Raw genomic sequence first — 17670 nt, forward strand, 5'->3', positions numbered from 1 at the left:
GAGGTGTTAAAGATGGAAGGGTATCTACATTTAAAAAGCGGTCATTGTTATAAAGGGGAATGGCTAAATACGCCACCACAAAATGAGGTTGCAGGAGAAATTGTTTTCTTTACAGGAATGACAGGTTATCAAGAAGTGCTAACAGATCCATCCTATAAAGATCAGATTATCGTTTTCACTTATCCTTTAATTGGGAATTATGGCGTGAATGAATCAGACTTTGAGAGTAAGAAGCCACATGTAGCTGGAGTGATTGTTTATGAGGGGACTAATGAACCTTCACATTATCAATCTTCCTATACACTGAAGGAGTATTTGCATAAATGGAATATTCCTGTGCTAGGGCATATGGATACAAGGTCAATTGTGAAAAAAATTCGGGCAGTTGGTTCCATGCCAGCAACTATGTCAACTCATTCTGTAAAAGAAACAACATGGAGTAAACAAGAGGATCATAAGGTTGAATTGGTTTCTAATCCTCAGATGCACACATATGGTGAAGGTGATAAACATGTTGTTCTTTATGATTTTGGCTATAAGAAATCAATACTTAATAGCTTATTACAGCAAAATTGTAAAGTGACCACTGTGCCATTTTCTACAACATTCAATGAAGTTGCTAAGTTAAATCCTGATGGTATCCTACTGTCCAATGGTCCTGGAGATCCGAAAACGCTTCAAAATGTCTTACCTGAACTTAAAAAAGTAATTACCAGCTACCCTACTTTAGGGATTTGTTTAGGACATCAGTTAGCAGCACTTGCACTTGGGGGGAACACAACAAAGTTATCTTTTGGACACAGAGGGGCGAATCACCCTATTAGTGATCTGAAAACAGGACGTGTCATGATGTCTTCACAAAACCATAGCTATGTTGTTGATACAGTAAGTTTAGAAACAACTGGGTTTAAAACAAGGTTCATTAATTTGCATGATCAATCTGTTGAGGGTCTTACTCATGAAATTTATCCGATTGAGACGGTACAATTTCACCCTGAAGCTAATCCTGGACCAACAGATACGCATTATTTATTTTTAGAATTTATTCAAACGATTGAAGAGAAGAAAGGGAGCGTTATCGCATATGTCTAAAGACAACAGTATCCAATCTATCCTGGTCATCGGATCGGGACCAATCGTGATTGGGCAAGCAGCAGAATTTGACTACGCAGGCACGCAAGCATGCGCGGCGCTTAAAGAAGAAGGCTATAAGGTAATATTAGTAAATAATAACCCTGCAACAATTATGTCAGATCACGCATTTGCAGATAAGATTTACTTTGAACCATTAACAGTAAATAGTATTGAAAAAATCATTCAAAAAGAAAAACCAGATGGCTTATTAGGAACTTTAGGTGGTCAAACAGGTCTAAATTTAACCTTTCAACTAAGTGAAGCAGGCGTATTAGATAAATATGAGGTGAAACTTTTAGGTAGCAGTATCGAAGCAATAAAAAAAGGTGAAGACCGGGAAGCATTTCGCCAATTAATGAATGACCTAAATGAACCAGTTCCAGAAAGTGAAATCGTTCATCATGTGGAAGAAGCGGTTGCGTTTGCTGAAAAGATTGGTTTCCCTATCATTATCCGACCTGCTTATACCCTAGGTGGAACAGGTGGCGGTATTGCAACAGATATGAATGAATTAAAGCATTTCGTTAAGAGTGGCCTAAAAGAAAGTACGATTACGCAAGTGCTAGTAGAGAGAAGTATTGCTGGGTTTAAAGAGGTAGAATATGAAGTGATGCGCGACAGCAACAATACTTGTATCACCATTTGTAATATGGAGAACATTGATCCAGTAGGTGTACATACAGGAGATAGTATTGTTGTTGCCCCGAGTCAGACATTAAGCGATGTAGAGTACCAAATGCTTCGTAGTGCTTCTGTCAAAATTATTTCTGAGTTAGGCATCATTGGTGGATGCAATATTCAATTTGCTCTAGACCCAGAAAGTAAAAATTACTACCTGATTGAGGTGAATCCTCGTGTTAGTCGATCTTCTGCTCTTGCTTCTAAAGCAACTGGATATCCGATTGCAAGAATGGCAGCAAAGTTGGCTGTAGGCTATCATCTTTCTGAAATTATTAACCCAGTTACTGGTGATACTTTTGCTAGTTTTGAACCGGCACTAGACTATTGCATTGTCAAATTTCCAAAATGGGCGTTTGATAAGTTCTCTGATGCTGATCGCAAATTAGGCACGCAAATGAAAGCAACAGGAGAAGTAATGGGGATTGATAGAAACTTGGAGAGAGCGCTGATCAAAGCGGTTCATTCCCTTGAAGGAAAAGGACTTGATCTTCACTATCCTCGGATCAAAAAAGATACAAAAGAGACGTTACTGAAGGAGTTAGCTGGCCAAACAGATGAAAGATTCTTCATTATATTAGAGTTAATGAGACGTGGGGTAAGCGCTGAAGAGATAAAAAACATCACTAAAATTGATTATTTTTATCTGTCAGCTTTCCAACGTTTAATCTCATTAGAAAAAGAGATTGCACAAGCTTCACTCGAAAATATTGAGCCAGAAATGATGCAACTGATCAAAGAAAAGGGCTTTGGTGATGCCTACCTTGCTTCAGTGTGGCAGGTCGATGAAAAAGCTGTTCGTCATAAAAGAAAAGAAATGGGGATAATCCCATCTTATAAAATGGTTGATACATGTGCCGCCGAATTCGCTGCGTCTTCCAATTATTTTTACTCTAGCTATTTTGGAGAAAATGAACAAATACCGAGCGATAAAAGAAAAGTTTTAATCATTGGTAGTGGTCCGATACGAATTGGCCAGGGAATTGAATTTGATTATTGTTCTGTACAAAGTGTCTTTGCTTTAAAAGATGAAGGTATTGAAACGATTATGATTAATAATAATCCAGAAACAGTCAGCACAGATTTTACGACAGCAGATCGTCTTTATTTTGAACCATTAATCATTGAAGACGTGATGAATGTAATTGAAGCGGAACAAGTGAATGAAGTCATTGTTCAAGTAGGGGGACAAACAGCGCTTAACTTAGCTAATCAGCTAGAGGATTACGGGGTAAAATTACTCGGTACTGATTCGAAAACTATTGATACCCTTGAAGATAGAGAATTATTTTATCAATTATTAGATGAACTTGAAATCCCACATATTCAAGGATACGTGGCAGAAAATGAAGTTGAACTCGAACAATATGTAAACCAAATCGGCTATCCTGTATTGATTAGACCATCTTATGTAATCGGTGGGATGGGAATGGAAACCATTTATAATGATGAAGCGTTTCAAGTTTATAAAAAGAAGGATATTCCATTCCCTGTACTTGTAGATCAATTTTTACAGGCGAAAGAGGCGGAGCTTGACTTAGCCGCAGACGGAGAGCATGTTCTCATCCCGGCAGTTATGGAGCATATTGAAAGGACCGGGGTTCATTCTGGTGATAGTATGTCAGTCTTACCGCCACAAAGCTTATCGAAAGAAGTACAAAATCTTATGATTAAGTATGGACAATTGATGGTTAAAAAGCTTGGATATAAAGGTTTAATGAACATCCAATATATTATTGATGATAACAAAGTTTACTTACTTGAAGTAAACCCGAGGGCAAGTCGAACGGTGCCAATTGTAAGTAAAGTGACTGCTATTCCATTGGTTCAAGAGGCAACGAAAGTATTATTAGGAAAGCAATTTTTCGAAAAAGACCAACTTCCAAAAGATACGAAGCAAACATTTGTTACTGTCAAATATCCGGTTTTCTCTAACTATGCACTAAAAGGTCTTGATGCTAAAGTAGGACCAGAAATGAAGTCAACTGGGGAAGGAATTGCGTTAGCAGCGACTTTACCACAAGCTTTAAAGAAAGTGTTCCAATTACATGGAGATAAAGAACGGTCCGTTTTGTATAGTGGTGAATTAACAGATGGAATTAGGAAATTGGCAAAAGAGTCAAATACCAAATTGCTAGATGCTCAAGGTGCCGAATTAGATGAAACAACTGTTGCACTTTACAATCCGTTCACTGGTGATGAAAACCAACGTATGCGGGAATGGGCGGTTAAAAACAGACTACACACTTTTAGTGAATTAGAGTCGCTTGAGGCCTATTTACTTGCTTTAACCGAAAAGGATTGGCAAGCAGTAGCAATTGAGGATTGGCAAAAAGACAATGTAAAGGAAGTGACGATATCATGATTACAACATCGACTGTATGTGGTAAAAAGTTAGATATACAAGGACAGGATATGCTAACATTAGCTGATTATTCTTCTGAAGAAATCATTGGTCTTGTCGAAAAGGCATATGAAATGAAGCAAACGGATCATCAAGCCGAAGAGCCATTGAAGGGCAAAATATTGGGAATGATTTTTGAAAAGTCATCTACACGTACAAGGGTTTCCTTTGAAGCGGGTATGTTACAACTTGGCGGTCATGCCCTATATTTAAATAGTAATGATATGCAAATCGGTAGAGGAGAAACGATTGCAGATACAGCAAAAGTATTATCTAATTATGTTGATGGTATTATGATTCGTACATTTTCTCATGATATTATAGAAGAACTTGCAACACATGCTACTATTCCAGTGATTAATGGGTTAACGGACCAATATCATCCTTGTCAAGCACTAGCAGACTTGTTAACGATTAAAGAAGTAAAAGGACAATTAGCAGGTATCAGTTGTGTTTATGTAGGAGATGGCAATAATGTAGCTCACTCATTAATGATTGCAGCAGCAAAAGTTGGCATGCATATGACGATTGCATGTCCGAAAGGCTACGAACCAGATGAAAAAGTGGTTGCTTTAGCACAAGGATTTGCTGAAGTGACAGGTAGTAAAATTCTCGTCGAAAACGATGTGAAAAAGGCGGTTGATGGCGCTGATGTCATCTATACGGACGTCTGGACGAGTATGGGTCAAGAAGAAGAAAATGAAATGCGTTTACAAGTCTTTCATGATTATCAAGTGAACGAGTCACTAGTAGCCTGTGCAAAAGAAGATTATTTATTCCTTCACTGTTTGCCCGCACACCGTGGGGAAGAAGTCTCGGCGTCTGTTATTGACGGTGATCACTCCGCTGTTTTCCAACAAGCAGGCAATCGCCTTCACGCACAAAAAGCCTTATTAACTGAATTACTATAAGTTTCCTGAAGCATGAATTATTCTGTTCCTAGAATGGTTCGTGCTTTTTATCATTAGAAGAGAATTTAGGCAGTTTGAGGTGAGCAAAAAGGTATAGCTCTTCCATTGAGAGGAAAAATGGGCAAAGATAGCTGCGGAGTAAGAGTGATTTAAAAAGTACACCCAACAATAAAAGCGCCAAAGCCAGGCTTGCAATCTGATTTGAGTAAAACACAATACCTACAATTTCCTTTATGATTCCTCCTTCTCGCGGAAATAATAAAAGTGTAAGTTTGAAGGAGGTGCTCATTTTGGGACAAAATCGACAATTTAGAGCAGGGCAGAAAGCGCCGAATAATGGTAAATATATTGAAATTGGAGAAACTGGCAGTAATGTGAATAACCCACAAGTGGTAAGTCTTCGTGCGGGTGATCGATTTCCTGAAAACTCAAACCATAATCGATTATGGACTTATCAAAGAAAACCATAATAATGAAACCGATCAGATGCCATCCCAAAATGTGGATGGCTTTACATATGGTAGGAAATAATTTTATAATAAAACAAAGGTCAAAAAAGGTCAGGAGTGTGACTTGCGATTGGATATTAATCAAATGACAACCTCTTTGCAAGAAGGTTTAATGACTGCCAAAAGGATGGCGACAAATAAAGGTCACCAAGAGGTGGATACGGTGCACTTATTCCTTTCCTTCTTGCAGGAGGATCATCTTTTTACAAATATTTTAAGACGAAGTGATTTTACAATTGGAAATGTGAAACAATCATTGCAACATTTATTAGAAAGAAAACCCAGGGTTAGTGGAAGTGGTGTGGATTTAAATTCTTTTTATCTTACTAATGATTTAAGAAAAACCTTGTCAAAAGCAGAAGAATTAAGATTGCAATGGCAGGACAATTATATATCCATTGAACATGTTTTATGGGCAGTGATTGTGGCAAAGACGAATGTTACAGACCTCTTTTTAATGAAAAAGGAGGATATCAAACAAGCAATTGAAGAGATCAGGGGGAATCAAAAGGTGACATCACAAAACCCAGAAGGTACTTATGAAGTACTTCATAAATATGGTAGAGATTTAGTGGAAGAAGTGAAAACAGGGAAATTAGATCCTGTCATTGGCAGAGATCAAGAAATACGTAATGTAATTCGCATACTTTCAAGGAAAACGAAAAATAATCCTGTCCTCATCGGGGAGCCAGGTGTTGGTAAAACAGCAATTGTTGAGGGATTAGCACAGAGAATTGTTAGAAAAGATGTACCAGAGGGACTGAAAGATAAGACGATTTTCTCATTAGATATGAGTGCGTTAATTGCTGGTGCTAAATTTAGAGGTGAATTTGAGGAACGCTTAAAAGCAGTGTTAGCAGAGATTAAAAAGAGTGATGGTCGTATTCTTCTGTTTATAGATGAGATACATACAATCGTTGGAGCTGGTAAAACAGAAGGTGCGATGGACGCTGGTAATATGTTGAAGCCGATGCTTGCCCGAGGTGAGCTACATTGTATTGGCGCAACAACATTGGATGAACATAGAAAGTATATAGAAAAAGATCCGGCATTAGAGAGAAGGTTTCAACAAGTATTAGTAAAAGAACCTGATGTAGAAGACTCTATCTCTATTTTAAGAGGTTTAAAAGAGAGATTTGAAATTCATCATGGGGTTAATATTCATGACAGGGCTATTGTTGCAGCAGCTACTTTATCTGATCGTTATATTACAGATCGTTTTTTACCAGATAAAGCGATTGATTTAATTGATGAGGCATGTGCAATGATCCGGACAGAGATTGACTCTATGCCTACGGAGCTTGACGAAGTAACAAGAAAGGTAATGCTGCTTGAAATTGAAGAGGCCGCTCTGCTAAAAGAGTCTGATGAAATCAGTCAAGGTAGGTTAGAGAAACTAAGAGAAGAACTTACTAACTTTAAGGAACAAGCGAAAGAAATGAGAGCGAAATGGTTAACAGAAAAGGCTGCGATACAATCGATACAATCAAAACGAGAGCAGTTAGAAATTTTGAAAAGAGAGCTAGAGGAAGCTGAGAATAAGTATGACCTTAATAAGGCAGCAGAGTTAAGACATGGGAAAATCCCTGCATGTGAAAAAGAGTTACAACAATTAGAAGAAGAGGCGAATAATAAAGAAAATGATAACCGTTTATTACGTGAAGAGGTAACCGAAGAAGAAATTTCTGATATTGTATCGAGATGGACTGGTATACCTGTCTCTAAATTAGTTGAAAGTGAACGGGAGAAGTTATTGCGATTAGAGTCGATTCTACAAAAAAGGGTCATCGGTCAAAATGATGCCGTCACACTTGTCTCAGATGCGGTCTTAAGAGCAAGAGCAGGTATAAAAGACCCGAAACGGCCGATTGGTTCTTTTATTTTCTTAGGTCCTACAGGAGTTGGAAAAACAGAGTTGGCAAAGGCTTTAGCGGAATCTTTATTTGATAGTGAGGAACATATCATTAGAATTGATATGTCAGAGTATATGGAAAAACATGCGGTATCAAGACTAGTTGGTGCACCACCAGGGTATGTTGGGTATGAAGAAGGTGGACAATTAACAGAAGCGGTTCGCAGGAATCCGTATGCCGTCCTATTACTAGACGAAATAGAGAAAGCACATCCTGAAGTGTTCAATATTCTTTTACAAATGTTGGATGACGGAAGGGTTACTGATTCTCAAGGTAGAACAGTTGATTTTAAGAATACCGTCATCATAATGACATCAAATATAGGATCTCATATTTTGCTTGAACGCGATGAAGCGAAAGAGAAGGGTAATATAATAGAAGAAACTCGGAATAAAGTATTAGAAATGTTACGATCGCATTTCCGGCCAGAGTTTTTAAATAGAGTAGATGAGGTTATTTTATTTCATCCTTTAGGTAAAGAAGAGATGAAAGGAATTGTTGAAAAACTAATCCATGAACTACAACAAAGGTTAACTCATCAACAAATTAACTTAACGATAGATGATAAGGCAAAGGCTTTTATTGCAGAAACGGCTTTTGATCCCATATACGGTGCAAGACCATTGAAGCGTTACATGCAAAGAGAAATTGAAACAGTATTAGCAAAAGAAATGATTGCGGGAAATATCCAAGCGAAATCACATGTAGCTATCACTAGTGACAGTACAAAACTCATCATAAAACAATCATGAACCAGTAGAAAATAGCATAAACTGGATATATTAACGAAAGTAAAAAAACAAAAGTCATCCATATTGGATGACTTTTGTTGCCATTCTTAATGTAGTCCTTCCTTCTCTTCTGGTGCTGCAGGAATGACAGCAGCAAGAATGTAAAGAAGAATACTTACTACAACCGAAAGGACGGTTGCTGTTTGTAAATCATAACTTACACCATTCATGTTGCTTACTACATAAGTAACCATATTCATAAGTAAGAATGTCCAAATGAACGTCCAAATGTATTGCATTTTTACTCACCTCATACGTATGTCAGTCTATTTAATAGTATCATACAATGGTTGGATTATAAACGTGATTCACTGATTTTTTTTCATAGGATTATGTCTAAAATGTGAATAACAGTTGGAATCAAGCGTTTGAACTAATTCATTAAAAGCTAGGCAAATATCCTATTCAAATTACCTGTACAATCATACATTAGTATGAACAACAGTAAAGGGGTTAATAAAATGGATAGCCGAAACTTTCAACTGCATACAGAATGGAATATGATTCATTACCCAGAAAAGCCAAGTGGTTTCGGTATTCTTATCATTGGGGATGAACGCCATTTTGTTGATGAGAAACAAAGCTTCTGGACACAAAATGAAGGGAAATCATCTCTCATATCAGCATTAAGAAGAGATGGTTATACTATCTTTTATTCGAATCTATATGGGCGAAATTGGGGAAGTCGTAAAGCCATTGAAATGGCAAAAAGATTGTATGCCCATACGATTAGACATGAAATTATTAATGAAAGAATCCATATTATTGCTGAAGGTATGGGCGCACTTGTCGCTGGTGCATTAATGAATGAAATGAATGAGAATATACGGTCGATTACGTTTATCAATCCCATCTTTTCATTAAAAACACATTTGGAACAAGAAAAAGAACATAAATTTTTCTATAAAAAATTAAAGAAAGAAGTTGAGGCTGCACTTGTGAGTAATATTAAAGAGATAGATGAATCCATCGCAATAAATGAAGAACAATTCCTTCAAGTAGACCTCCCAGTAAAAATCATTCATATCCTCTCAAGTAGTCGTGCATATAAACAATCTCATCATTTAAAAGACTTATCAGTGAAATGGTCAGAAAACAATCAACAAGTCTCAATCAATTATTTATTACCAGAGAAAAGGCATAGTTTAAGCTACCATATTATTCGATTTCTCAACGAAAATGAGACGATATTATAAGTCTGAGGAAAAAATCCCTCAGACAATTTTTTTGTTATGTAAAACTTGCTAGTTTGTTATAAGTCATATTTGAGTGAGAGATTTCGATGATATATAAAGATAATTCCGCATAGTATACAATAAAACAGACGACTGGAGGCTGGGGTATGAAGCAAGCAGTTGTAATTGATGGTTATAGTTTTGTAGGTTTTGCTACGTGTAAAGGGCTGTTAGAAGAAGGGACAGAGGTTTTACTGCTCAATTCATTGAAGGCAGATGATGCTTTAGAAAAACAATTATCCGTTGGGAGAAATGCGAACTTAACTGAAGTGGATATAGATAGTTTAAACACTTTGCTCGAAGATGAGGCCACTGTTTTTATTGATGGTTACAGTTTATATATTAAAGATATAAATATGGAGAGGTTTTTAGTTCCTATCTTAGATAAAATTTCTTTTGAAAAGCGAAAATGTGTGATTACTTTGCCCATTCAATGGTTGTATACAGGTCATTCAAAAAAATGGGTGCAAAAGACCTTTTCTCATGCTCATATCTATTACTTACCAACAGTATATGGACCGTTTCAACCGGAAGAAATGCTTTTTCAACAAAAGCTAATGCATAATAACCACAATAAAAGTGTCAGTGAAAAGGAATGGCGAGCTGATGCTGTTTATATAGACGAAGCCATCACCTGTTTATTGCATGATTTTTTATCAAACAATAAGAGTGGAGAAAAAATAATTAGCAGTGGAATTGAAAACCATTGGCAGCAATGTGTAGATTATTTACAAATTAATCTTGGAAGTCATACTGTAAAAGAAGATAACAGTTTAAGAGACGAACCTCAAACAATTCATATTAATAACCATCTATCGGTGGAAAAAGCGCTTAGTCAACAGAAAAGACATGTGGATATTCTCCCATAAATATAAAAGTACTTTCATCGGAAAAACCTTTTCAATCACTAGGATAAAAGGTTAGAATGATGTTAGTTGGTCTTTTCGAAAGAAAAAATCAACTAACATAAAGGGGCGAAAGATATAGAAATGAAGAGAGCTTTAATTAAGTGGGGGAGTTTGGTTCTATGCCTTCTTCTATTATCGTCATGTGGACAGGTATTTTCTGGGGGTCAGCTGCAAAAGGCTGGCTTATTAGTGCCGGATACCATTAATGATCAAGTGTGGGGTACGAAAGGGTATAAAGGCCTACTCAAGATACAGTCTACTTATGATATTGATGTGTATTATAAAGAAGGAATGAACTCACAACTCGTTGTCGAAAGAGCGGTAAAGGAATTTTCAAAAAAAGGGGTCAATTTAATTTTTGGACATGGAAATGAATATGCAGAGTACTTTAATCAAATATCAGCACAATATCCAGACATTCAGTTTATAAGCTTTAACGGGGACGCACAAAATGAAAATACGACAAGTTTAAATTTTGAAGGATATGCAATGGGCTTTTTCGGAGGTATGGTGGCTGGTGAGATGACATCTACTAATATTGTTGGTATTATTGCGGCATTTGAATGGCAGCCAGAAGTAAAAGGTTTTATTGATGGTGTGAACTTTCAAAATGATGAAGCAAATGTTAAAATACATTATGTTGAAAATTGGGATGATGCCCATAAGGCTGCGGGGTTAATGGACAAGTTGGTCATAGAAAAAGCAGATGTCGTTTATCCAGCAGGTGATGGATATAATGTCCCTGTCATTGAAAAAGTAAAAGAGCATGGTTTATATGCCATTGGTTATGTTTCTGACCAATCCCATTTAGGAAAATCAGCAGTATTAACAAGTACAATTCAACATGTTGACCATTTGTATGAAATAGTAGCAGAACAATTTCATAATGGAGAACTGCAGTCTGGGAACCTTTCTTTTGACTTTCAAGATGATGTCATTTCATTAGGTGCGTATAGTCCAGAATTATCTCCAACCTTTATTCAACAATTAAATGCAGCAGTAAAAAAATATAAAGAAACAGGTAATTTACCGAAAGAACCATCATAGGAGGATCACAGAATGTCAAATGATAAAACAATGGAATTTATGCAAATCGCGATGAAATATCTACCTGAAGCAAAAGCGGAACTAGAAAAGTCAGGTGTAAATTTATCAATGGAAATGATTCAACCGTTTATGACGATGTTTACACAAGTGATGAATGAAGCTTATGAATTAGGGAAAGCAGATGCACAAAAAGAGCATGAATAAGAAAAAAGCTAGCGGCGTGGGATCGCCGTTAGCTTTTTTTATTCATAAAGACTTCAACGATTGGAGCAGCATGTTTTAAAAGTGGTTTTAATTCCTCTGCAGAATCCATTAATTGAGACATATTGACCATTAATTCCCCTAAATCTAATTGTTCGATTGTATTCAAAATAGAAGGTGATTTTTCCTCCTCCTGCTGATGTTTTCTTCCGAGAATCCAATCTTCACTTTGACGAGCATCTCTATTACCAAACATAAATTGATTAAAAAACGGTTCTTCACTCATATAAGCAATCCTCCTTTTGATCTTCTATTGTATAGGTTATTCCTTATAATATATGGGTGAATAAAAGAAAAGGTTGGACGAAAATAATAATTATGAAGAAAAATATTGAAACTATACCTGCTTATTTGATAAAATTAGTACCAAGTACTAATAATTGATATTAAATTTTATTTCTCGTAAACAAAAAGGTTGAATTTCTTATAACGACAAAGTGGAAAAGAAAAAGGGAGTGGGAAAGATGAATGCTGGAATTGTTGGCTTAGGTAGATACTTGCCCGAAAAAATAGTAACGAATGCTGATTTAGAAAAAATAATGGATACTTCAGATGAATGGATCCGCACGAGAACAGGTATCGAACAAAGGCGGATTGCCGATGACGATACAGATACTTCTGATATGGCATTCGCTGCTGCAAAAAAAGCATTACAGGATGCAGACTTGTCTCCTGAAGATATCGATTTAATTATTGTCTCAACTGTCACACCAGATCAGCCATTTCCAAGTGTTGCTTGTTTATTGCAGGAAAAGTTAGGGGCAAAGAAAGCAGCAGCTATGGATGTAAGTGCAGCTTGTGCTGGTTTTATGTACGGTGTGATTACAGCGAAACAATTTATTGAAACGAAAACGTATCAGAATGTACTAGTGGTAGGCGTTGAAAAGCTGTCTAAAGTAACCGATTGGTCTGATCGTAATACAGCTGTCCTTTTTGGAGATGGTGCGGGTGCTGCTGTCATTGCCCCTGTATCTGAAGGAAGAGGCATTTTATCATTTGAACTAGGAGCAGATGGGAGTGGAGCGAAGCATCTCTATCAAGATAAGTACATTGTGATGAATGGTAGAGAAGTTTATAAGTTTGCTGTTAGACAAATGGGTGAAAGTTGTATTAATGTATTAGAAAAAGCAGGTTTAACAAAAGAGGATGTAGATTTTCTTATCCCTCATCAAGCAAATATTCGTATCATGGAAGCTTCTAGACAACGTTTAGAGTTACCAATTGAAAAAATGTCAAAAACAATTGATAAATATGGTAATACATCAGCATCTTCTATACCAATTGCTATGATTGAGGAGATAGAAGCTGGGAAAATTAAAGATGATGATATTATCGTAATGGTCGGATTTGGTGGCGGATTAACATGGGGAGCCATCGCTTTAAAATGGGGAAAATAAGTATAAATATAATAGGTTTTATTGATATAAAAGGAGTGACATAATAGTGGAAAAAAAACGTGTCGTTGTAACAGGACTTGGAGCAGTAACACCGGTTGGAAATAATGTAGAACAGTCGTGGAGTAATATTAAAGCTGGAAAATCTGGAGTAGGACCGCTAACAAGATTAAATGCTGATGAATATCCTGCTAAAGTAGCTGCGGAAGTGAAGGATTTTGATATTCATGAGTATTTAGAGAAGAAAGATGCAAGAAAGATGGATCGCTTTACTCATTATGCAGTGGCTTCTTCCATCATGGCAGTGAAAGATGCTAATTTGACGATAAATGATGAAAACGCGCATCGTGTTGGCGTTTGGGTAGGATCAGGAATCGGTGGAATGGAAACATTCGAGAATCAATTTGAAACCTTTTTAAACAGAGGCTACCGCCGAGTGAGTCCATTCTTTGTACCAATGATGATACCGGATATGGCTGCAGGGCAAGTATCAATCACATTAGGTGCAAAGGGAGTGAATTCTTGTACAGTAACCGCTTGTGCAACTGGAACGAATTCAATCGGTGATGCTTTTAAAGTCATTCAGCGTGGTGATGCTGATGTCATGGTAACAGGAGGAGCAGAAGCACCAATTACGAGAATGTCTGTTGCAGGATTCTGTGCTAACACAGCGCTATCTACCAATCCAGATCCAGCTACAGCAAGTCGTCCATTTGATAAAGATAGAGATGGATTTGTTATCGGAGAAGGTGCAGGTATTCTCATTCTTGAAGAATTAGAACATGCACTAGCTCGCGGTGCCAATATTTATGCTGAAATTGTTGGGTATGGTTCTACTGGAGATGCCTATCATATTACCGCACCTGCACCAGAGGGGGAAGGCGGTGCGCGTGCAATGAAAATGGCACTTGACGATGCGGGACTCACTCCTGAACAAATCGATTATATTAATGCTCATGGTACGAGCACAGATTATAACGATAAATATGAAACTGTTGCAGTGAAAAGTGTTTTTGGTGAACATGCTTATCATTTAGCCATTAGTTCAACCAAATCTATGACAGGTCACCTTCTAGGTGCTGCCGGAGGCGTTGAGGCGATTTTCTCTATCTTAGCGTTAAGAGATAGTACGTTGCCACCAACGATTAATTACAATACAAAAGATCCAGATTGTGACTTAGATTATGTACCTAATGTATCAAGAGAAAAAACTATTGGAGCTGTTATGAGTAACTCATTAGGCTTTGGTGGTCATAACGCAACAATCGTCTTCAAAAAATATCAATAATAAAATGAAACACGGATAAGTTCTGCTTTGTTACATGGCGGAATTTGTCCGTGTTTTTTATATTTTTATGGTTTTCTTTTGAACCGATTATTTGTCTCTTCCATAAAATAAACAACAACATTTGATGGGAGAGAAACATATGCCGGTAATTAGAACAGATGAATGGTTAAATCAGCATTTTACTGATCCAGAAAAGTTAATTGAACCATTGTTAGATTCATTCCATGAAAACGAGCCACAAAGGTTATACCAATTCTTATCCTCCTTTGGCATGTATTCACCAAATAGAAGGAATAAAGAACAATTCAAACAGTTAAAAGAAAATAGAACATGGGAAAAGGTTGAATTGTTATTAAATAAGTATAGAAAAAACTGGAAAGGGCCAGATGTCCCAATTTACTTATTTCCAATTGCACAAGGCGGATTATTCTTTAGAACATCTTATGTGAAGTCTGGCTTGTCATTCCCTGACAAGATGTTTTTATTTCTCGCTCCATTAGAAGATGAGAAAGAGTTAGAAGCATTATTTGTTCATGAATACCATCATATCTGCAGAATGAAGAGATTAAAAAAAGAAATGGCTGAGTATACACTATTGGATAGCATAGTATTAGAAGGATTAGCAGAATGGGCAGTGGAGAAGAGTTGTGGAAAATCGTATCGTTCAAAGTGGTGCACAGAACATGATAGAGAAAGAATACGATACTATTGGCATAAATATGTAAAAAACAATATAGACATAAAGAGAGACAATGAATTACATGACCAAATTCTATTCGGTGAGGGGAAATATCCAAAAATGCTTGGCTATTCCATTGGCTATGAAATTGTCTCAATGTATGACAATGAAAAGAAAATCAAGCTTAAAGAAAGCATGGTTATTCCTTCGAAGTTATTTTTGCCTCAGTGGGAAAAAGAATAGAGTAGGTGAGAAAACATGTAAAGGAAATAAGGAAATTGTCAAAGTAAGTAAAATAGTATTTTTTCCTTATATTAACATACAAGTAACAGGATGTAAGAACTATTTCATGACCACTCCATACTATTTATAATATTATCAAAAGATAGATTTTTGAAAAAATTCCTTGTATTCGTAATCTATTTGTAATAATATACAGATAATTAATCCTAGTACTAAATATTTTACAATACTGTAAGATATTACGATTGAGGTGTTGAAATGATAGGAAAAGAAGATAGTCCTAGCTTGGACACAATTTTACAAGTAAAAGAATTAAAAGCAGGTTTTGATATAGACGGAAAGGTCTATCACGCAGTAGATAATGTATCTTTTGACGTAAAGAAAAAACAAATTCTTGGTGTCGTGGGAGAATCAGGCTGTGGAAAGAGTGTCATGTCTATGTCCATTATGCAGTTATTACCGAAGGAAACAGGAAAAGTCACTGGTGGTGAAATTGTTTTTGAAGGTAAGAATATTGAGAATTACTCCATTAATCAAATGAATACCATCCGAGGTAATGATATCTCAATGATTTTCCAAGAACCAATGACGGCACTTAACCCTGTATTCACAATTGGTTTTCAATTACAGGAGATTCTCTTTAATCATCAGAAGATTTCGAAAAAGGATGCGCGAGAAAAAAGCATCCATCTTTTAAGACAAGTAGGCATATCAAGGCCAGAGAATATCGTTGATGAATATCCCCATCAACTTTCAGGGGGAATGAGGCAACGGGTAATGATTGCTATTGCGATTGCCTGCCAACCAAAGTTACTTATAGCTGATGAGCCAACGACTGCATTAGATGTGACAGTACAAGCCCAAATACTAGATTTATTAAGGGAAATTCAATCAATCAATAATATGGCAATAATTCTTATTACCCATGATCTTGGGGTCGTTGCTGAAATGTGTGACGATGTAATTGTTATGTATGCTGGGAAAATTGTTGAAAGAACAAATGTAGATGCACTTTTTCATAACCCTAAACACCCTTATACACAGTTATTATTACAATCGATCCCTAAATTGGATGAAGAAGAGAAAGAATTAGGGTCGATTGACGGCTTAGTACCATCCCTTAAAGATATGCCAGAAGTTGGTTGTAGATTTGCTGATCGTTGTCCAAAAAGAATGCCTGAATGTACTGAAATCACACCTTTATTAGGTTTTGTTGAAAATGGACATGAGGCTGCTTGTCTTTTATATGAGAACAGCTATCAGACTAATGGGAGGAATACATATGTCAAATAACACAGCTGAGAAGCGAGAAGTGTTATTAGAAGTAGAAGATTTAAAAACATATTTCCCGATTAAAGCAGGTTTTTTTCAAAGAACGGTAGGACATGTCAAAGCTGTAGACGGAGTTAGTTTTCAAATACATAATGGCGAAACATTTGGACTTGTTGGAGAATCGGGTTGCGGCAAATCAACGACAGGTCGAACGCTTTTAAAACTTATGAATCCAACAGATGGAAAAATTATTTTTGATGGACAAGATATTTCAAGTTTGAAAGGAAAAACTTTAAGAGCAATTCGCAAAGATTTTCAAATGGTTTTCCAAGATCCATACGCCTCACTTAATCCAATGCAAATGGTTGGGGACATCGTCTCAGAACCGCTCGTTAATTTTAGAGGGAAATCAGTGAAAGAATTAAAAGAAGAAGTCATGGATCTCCTTAATAAGGTCGGACTTCCGTCAGATGCTTATTATAAATATGCTCATGAATTCTCTGGTGGTCAAAGGCAAAGGATTGGTATTGCGCGAGCATTAGCACTACGTCCAAAGCTAATTATTGCGGATGAACCTGTATCAGCACTTGATGTATCTGTACAGTCCCAAGTATTGAATCTCTTAAAGGAACTGCAAAATGAATTTCAATTAACATTTTTATTTATTGCACATGATTTGAGTGTTGTTAAGCATATGAGTGATCGAATTGCTGTGATGTATTTAGGTGGAATTGTTGAAGTAACTGATAAGAATAGTATTTTTGCAGAACCACTTCACCCATACACACAAGCTTTGATTTCGGCCATACCTGAGCCGGATCCGAGAAAGAAGAAACAGAGAATTATCTTAGAAGGTGATGTACCAAGTCCGGCCAATCCTCCAACGGGTTGCCCGTTTCATCCACGCTGTTCACATGCCATGAAAGAGTGCATGGAAGTGAAACCGACTTTAAAGGAGGTGAAGGCTGGTCATAACGTAGCTTGTCATTTATATAACTAAAAA

General features: G+C 36.7%; 16 protein-coding genes. 14 read left to right on the forward strand and 2 right to left on the reverse strand.

The genetic code is table 11. The features are described 5' to 3' along the window. Positions 1-12 precede the first annotated feature (12 nt). The 5 genes from MKX67_RS08185 to clpB all read left to right on the forward strand — a co-directional run bounded on the left by MKX67_RS08185 (position 13) and on the right by clpB (position 8301). Positions 13-1092 carry a carbamoyl phosphate synthase small subunit gene (locus MKX67_RS08185; RefSeq protein ID WP_342489117.1) on the forward strand — a complete coding sequence of 360 codons (1080 nt, stop codon included), beginning with the start codon at positions 13-15 and terminating at the stop codon, positions 1090-1092. Further along, a complete protein-coding gene (locus MKX67_RS08190; RefSeq protein WP_342489118.1) occupies positions 1085-4177 on the forward strand; it encodes a carbamoyl phosphate synthase large subunit in 3093 nt (1030 codons plus the stop codon). Before MKX67_RS08185 ends, MKX67_RS08190 begins: the two co-directional genes overlap by 8 nt. Further along, a complete protein-coding gene (gene argF, locus MKX67_RS08195; protein ID WP_095369822.1) occupies positions 4174-5127 on the forward strand; it encodes an ornithine carbamoyltransferase in 954 nt (317 codons plus the stop codon). Before MKX67_RS08190 ends, argF begins: the two co-directional genes overlap by 4 nt. A gap of 290 nt (positions 5128-5417) precedes the next feature. Then, complete coding sequence (locus tag MKX67_RS08200) at positions 5418-5597, forward strand: YjzC family protein (protein ID WP_095369821.1); 180 nt, start codon at positions 5418-5420, stop codon at positions 5595-5597. Between the two features lie 109 nt (positions 5598-5706). Beyond that, the gene (clpB, locus tag MKX67_RS08205) at positions 5707-8301 is read left to right on the forward strand and encodes an ATP-dependent chaperone ClpB (RefSeq protein ID WP_342489119.1); all 2595 of its coding nucleotides are present in this window, start codon (positions 5707-5709) and stop codon (positions 8299-8301) included. 86 nt (positions 8302-8387) lie between these two features. Here clpB and MKX67_RS08210 read toward each other — a convergent pair whose 3' ends face one another. Then, positions 8388-8579, reverse strand: a complete 192-nt coding sequence (locus MKX67_RS08210; protein ID WP_191814879.1) for a YjzD family protein — start codon at positions 8577-8579, stop codon at positions 8388-8390. A gap of 222 nt (positions 8580-8801) precedes the next feature. Here MKX67_RS08210 and MKX67_RS08215 point away from each other — a divergent pair, with 222 nt between their 5' ends. The 4 genes from MKX67_RS08215 (at position 8802) to MKX67_RS08230 (ending at position 11734) form a co-directional block, all read left to right on the forward strand. Further along, entirely contained in the window at positions 8802-9536 is a 735-nt protein-coding gene (locus tag MKX67_RS08215) for a hydrolase (RefSeq protein WP_307317891.1), read from the forward strand. A 146-nt stretch (positions 9537-9682) separates the two neighbouring features. Further along, on the forward strand, positions 9683-10444 hold the full coding sequence (locus MKX67_RS08220; protein ID WP_095369817.1) for a hypothetical protein: 762 nt from the start codon (positions 9683-9685) through the stop codon (positions 10442-10444). A gap of 120 nt (positions 10445-10564) precedes the next feature. Further along, the gene (locus MKX67_RS08225) at positions 10565-11530 is read left to right on the forward strand and encodes a BMP family ABC transporter substrate-binding protein (protein WP_095369816.1); all 966 of its coding nucleotides are present in this window, start codon (positions 10565-10567) and stop codon (positions 11528-11530) included. 12 nt (positions 11531-11542) lie between these two features. After that, entirely contained in the window at positions 11543-11734 is a 192-nt protein-coding gene (locus MKX67_RS08230) for a ComZ family protein (protein WP_191814887.1), read from the forward strand. A 28-nt stretch (positions 11735-11762) separates the two neighbouring features. On the opposite strand, the gene MKX67_RS08235 is transcribed toward MKX67_RS08230, so the two are convergent. Then, positions 11763-12017 (reverse strand): hypothetical protein, encoded by a 255-nt coding sequence (locus MKX67_RS08235; RefSeq protein WP_095369814.1) that lies wholly within the window; start codon positions 12015-12017, stop codon positions 11763-11765. A 238-nt stretch (positions 12018-12255) separates the two neighbouring features. On the opposite strand from MKX67_RS08235, the gene MKX67_RS08240 reads away from it, so the two are divergent. From MKX67_RS08240 to MKX67_RS08260, 5 genes are all read left to right on the forward strand, one after another. Beyond that, positions 12256-13188, forward strand: coding sequence for a beta-ketoacyl-ACP synthase III (locus MKX67_RS08240; RefSeq protein ID WP_095369813.1), 933 nt, complete (start codon positions 12256-12258; stop codon positions 13186-13188). 46 nt (positions 13189-13234) lie between these two features. Further along, a complete protein-coding gene (gene fabF / locus MKX67_RS08245; RefSeq protein ID WP_095369812.1) occupies positions 13235-14473 on the forward strand; it encodes a beta-ketoacyl-ACP synthase II in 1239 nt (412 codons plus the stop codon). A gap of 139 nt (positions 14474-14612) precedes the next feature. Continuing rightward, entirely contained in the window at positions 14613-15395 is a 783-nt protein-coding gene (locus MKX67_RS08250) for a DUF2268 domain-containing putative Zn-dependent protease (RefSeq protein WP_191814889.1), read from the forward strand. A gap of 258 nt (positions 15396-15653) precedes the next feature. After that, positions 15654-16688 carry an ABC transporter ATP-binding protein gene (locus MKX67_RS08255; protein WP_341091975.1) on the forward strand — a complete coding sequence of 345 codons (1035 nt, stop codon included), beginning with the start codon at positions 15654-15656 and terminating at the stop codon, positions 16686-16688. Further along, positions 16678-17667, forward strand: a complete 990-nt coding sequence (locus MKX67_RS08260) for a dipeptide ABC transporter ATP-binding protein (RefSeq protein WP_095369809.1) — start codon at positions 16678-16680, stop codon at positions 17665-17667. Before MKX67_RS08255 ends, MKX67_RS08260 begins: the two co-directional genes overlap by 11 nt. Positions 17668-17670: the final 3 nt, after the last annotated feature.

It is taken from the genome of Cytobacillus sp. FSL W7-1323, from assembly GCF_038595015.1.
Taxonomy (GTDB): Bacteria; Bacillota; Bacilli; order Bacillales; family Cytobacillaceae; genus Cytobacillus; species Cytobacillus kochii.

Excerpts from the sequence above, each read along its gene's own strand:
- MKX67_RS08210 (WP_191814879.1), bottom strand. The coding sequence starts at position 8,579 with ATGCAATACATTTGGACGTTCATTTGGACATTCTTACTTATGAATATG.
- MKX67_RS08190 (WP_342489118.1), top strand. The coding sequence starts at position 1,085 with ATGTCTAAAGACAACAGTATCCAATCTATCCTGGTCATCGGATCGGGA.
- MKX67_RS08250 (WP_191814889.1), top strand. The coding sequence starts at position 14,613 with ATGCCGGTAATTAGAACAGATGAATGGTTAAATCAGCATTTTACTGAT.
- argF (WP_095369822.1), top strand. The coding sequence starts at position 4,174 with ATGATTACAACATCGACTGTATGTGGTAAAAAGTTAGATATACAAGGA.
- MKX67_RS08230 (WP_191814887.1), top strand. The coding sequence starts at position 11,543 with ATGTCAAATGATAAAACAATGGAATTTATGCAAATCGCGATGAAATAT.
- MKX67_RS08235 (WP_095369814.1), bottom strand. The coding sequence starts at position 12,017 with ATGAGTGAAGAACCGTTTTTTAATCAATTTATGTTTGGTAATAGAGAT.
- MKX67_RS08185 (WP_342489117.1), top strand. The coding sequence starts at position 13 with ATGGAAGGGTATCTACATTTAAAAAGCGGTCATTGTTATAAAGGGGAA.
- MKX67_RS08255 (WP_341091975.1), top strand. The coding sequence starts at position 15,654 with ATGATAGGAAAAGAAGATAGTCCTAGCTTGGACACAATTTTACAAGTA.
- MKX67_RS08225 (WP_095369816.1), top strand. The coding sequence starts at position 10,565 with ATGAAGAGAGCTTTAATTAAGTGGGGGAGTTTGGTTCTATGCCTTCTT.
- MKX67_RS08240 (WP_095369813.1), top strand. The coding sequence starts at position 12,256 with ATGAATGCTGGAATTGTTGGCTTAGGTAGATACTTGCCCGAAAAAATA.
- MKX67_RS08260 (WP_095369809.1), top strand. The coding sequence starts at position 16,678 with ATGTCAAATAACACAGCTGAGAAGCGAGAAGTGTTATTAGAAGTAGAA.
- MKX67_RS08215 (WP_307317891.1), top strand. The coding sequence starts at position 8,802 with ATGGATAGCCGAAACTTTCAACTGCATACAGAATGGAATATGATTCAT.
- MKX67_RS08220 (WP_095369817.1), top strand. The coding sequence starts at position 9,683 with ATGAAGCAAGCAGTTGTAATTGATGGTTATAGTTTTGTAGGTTTTGCT.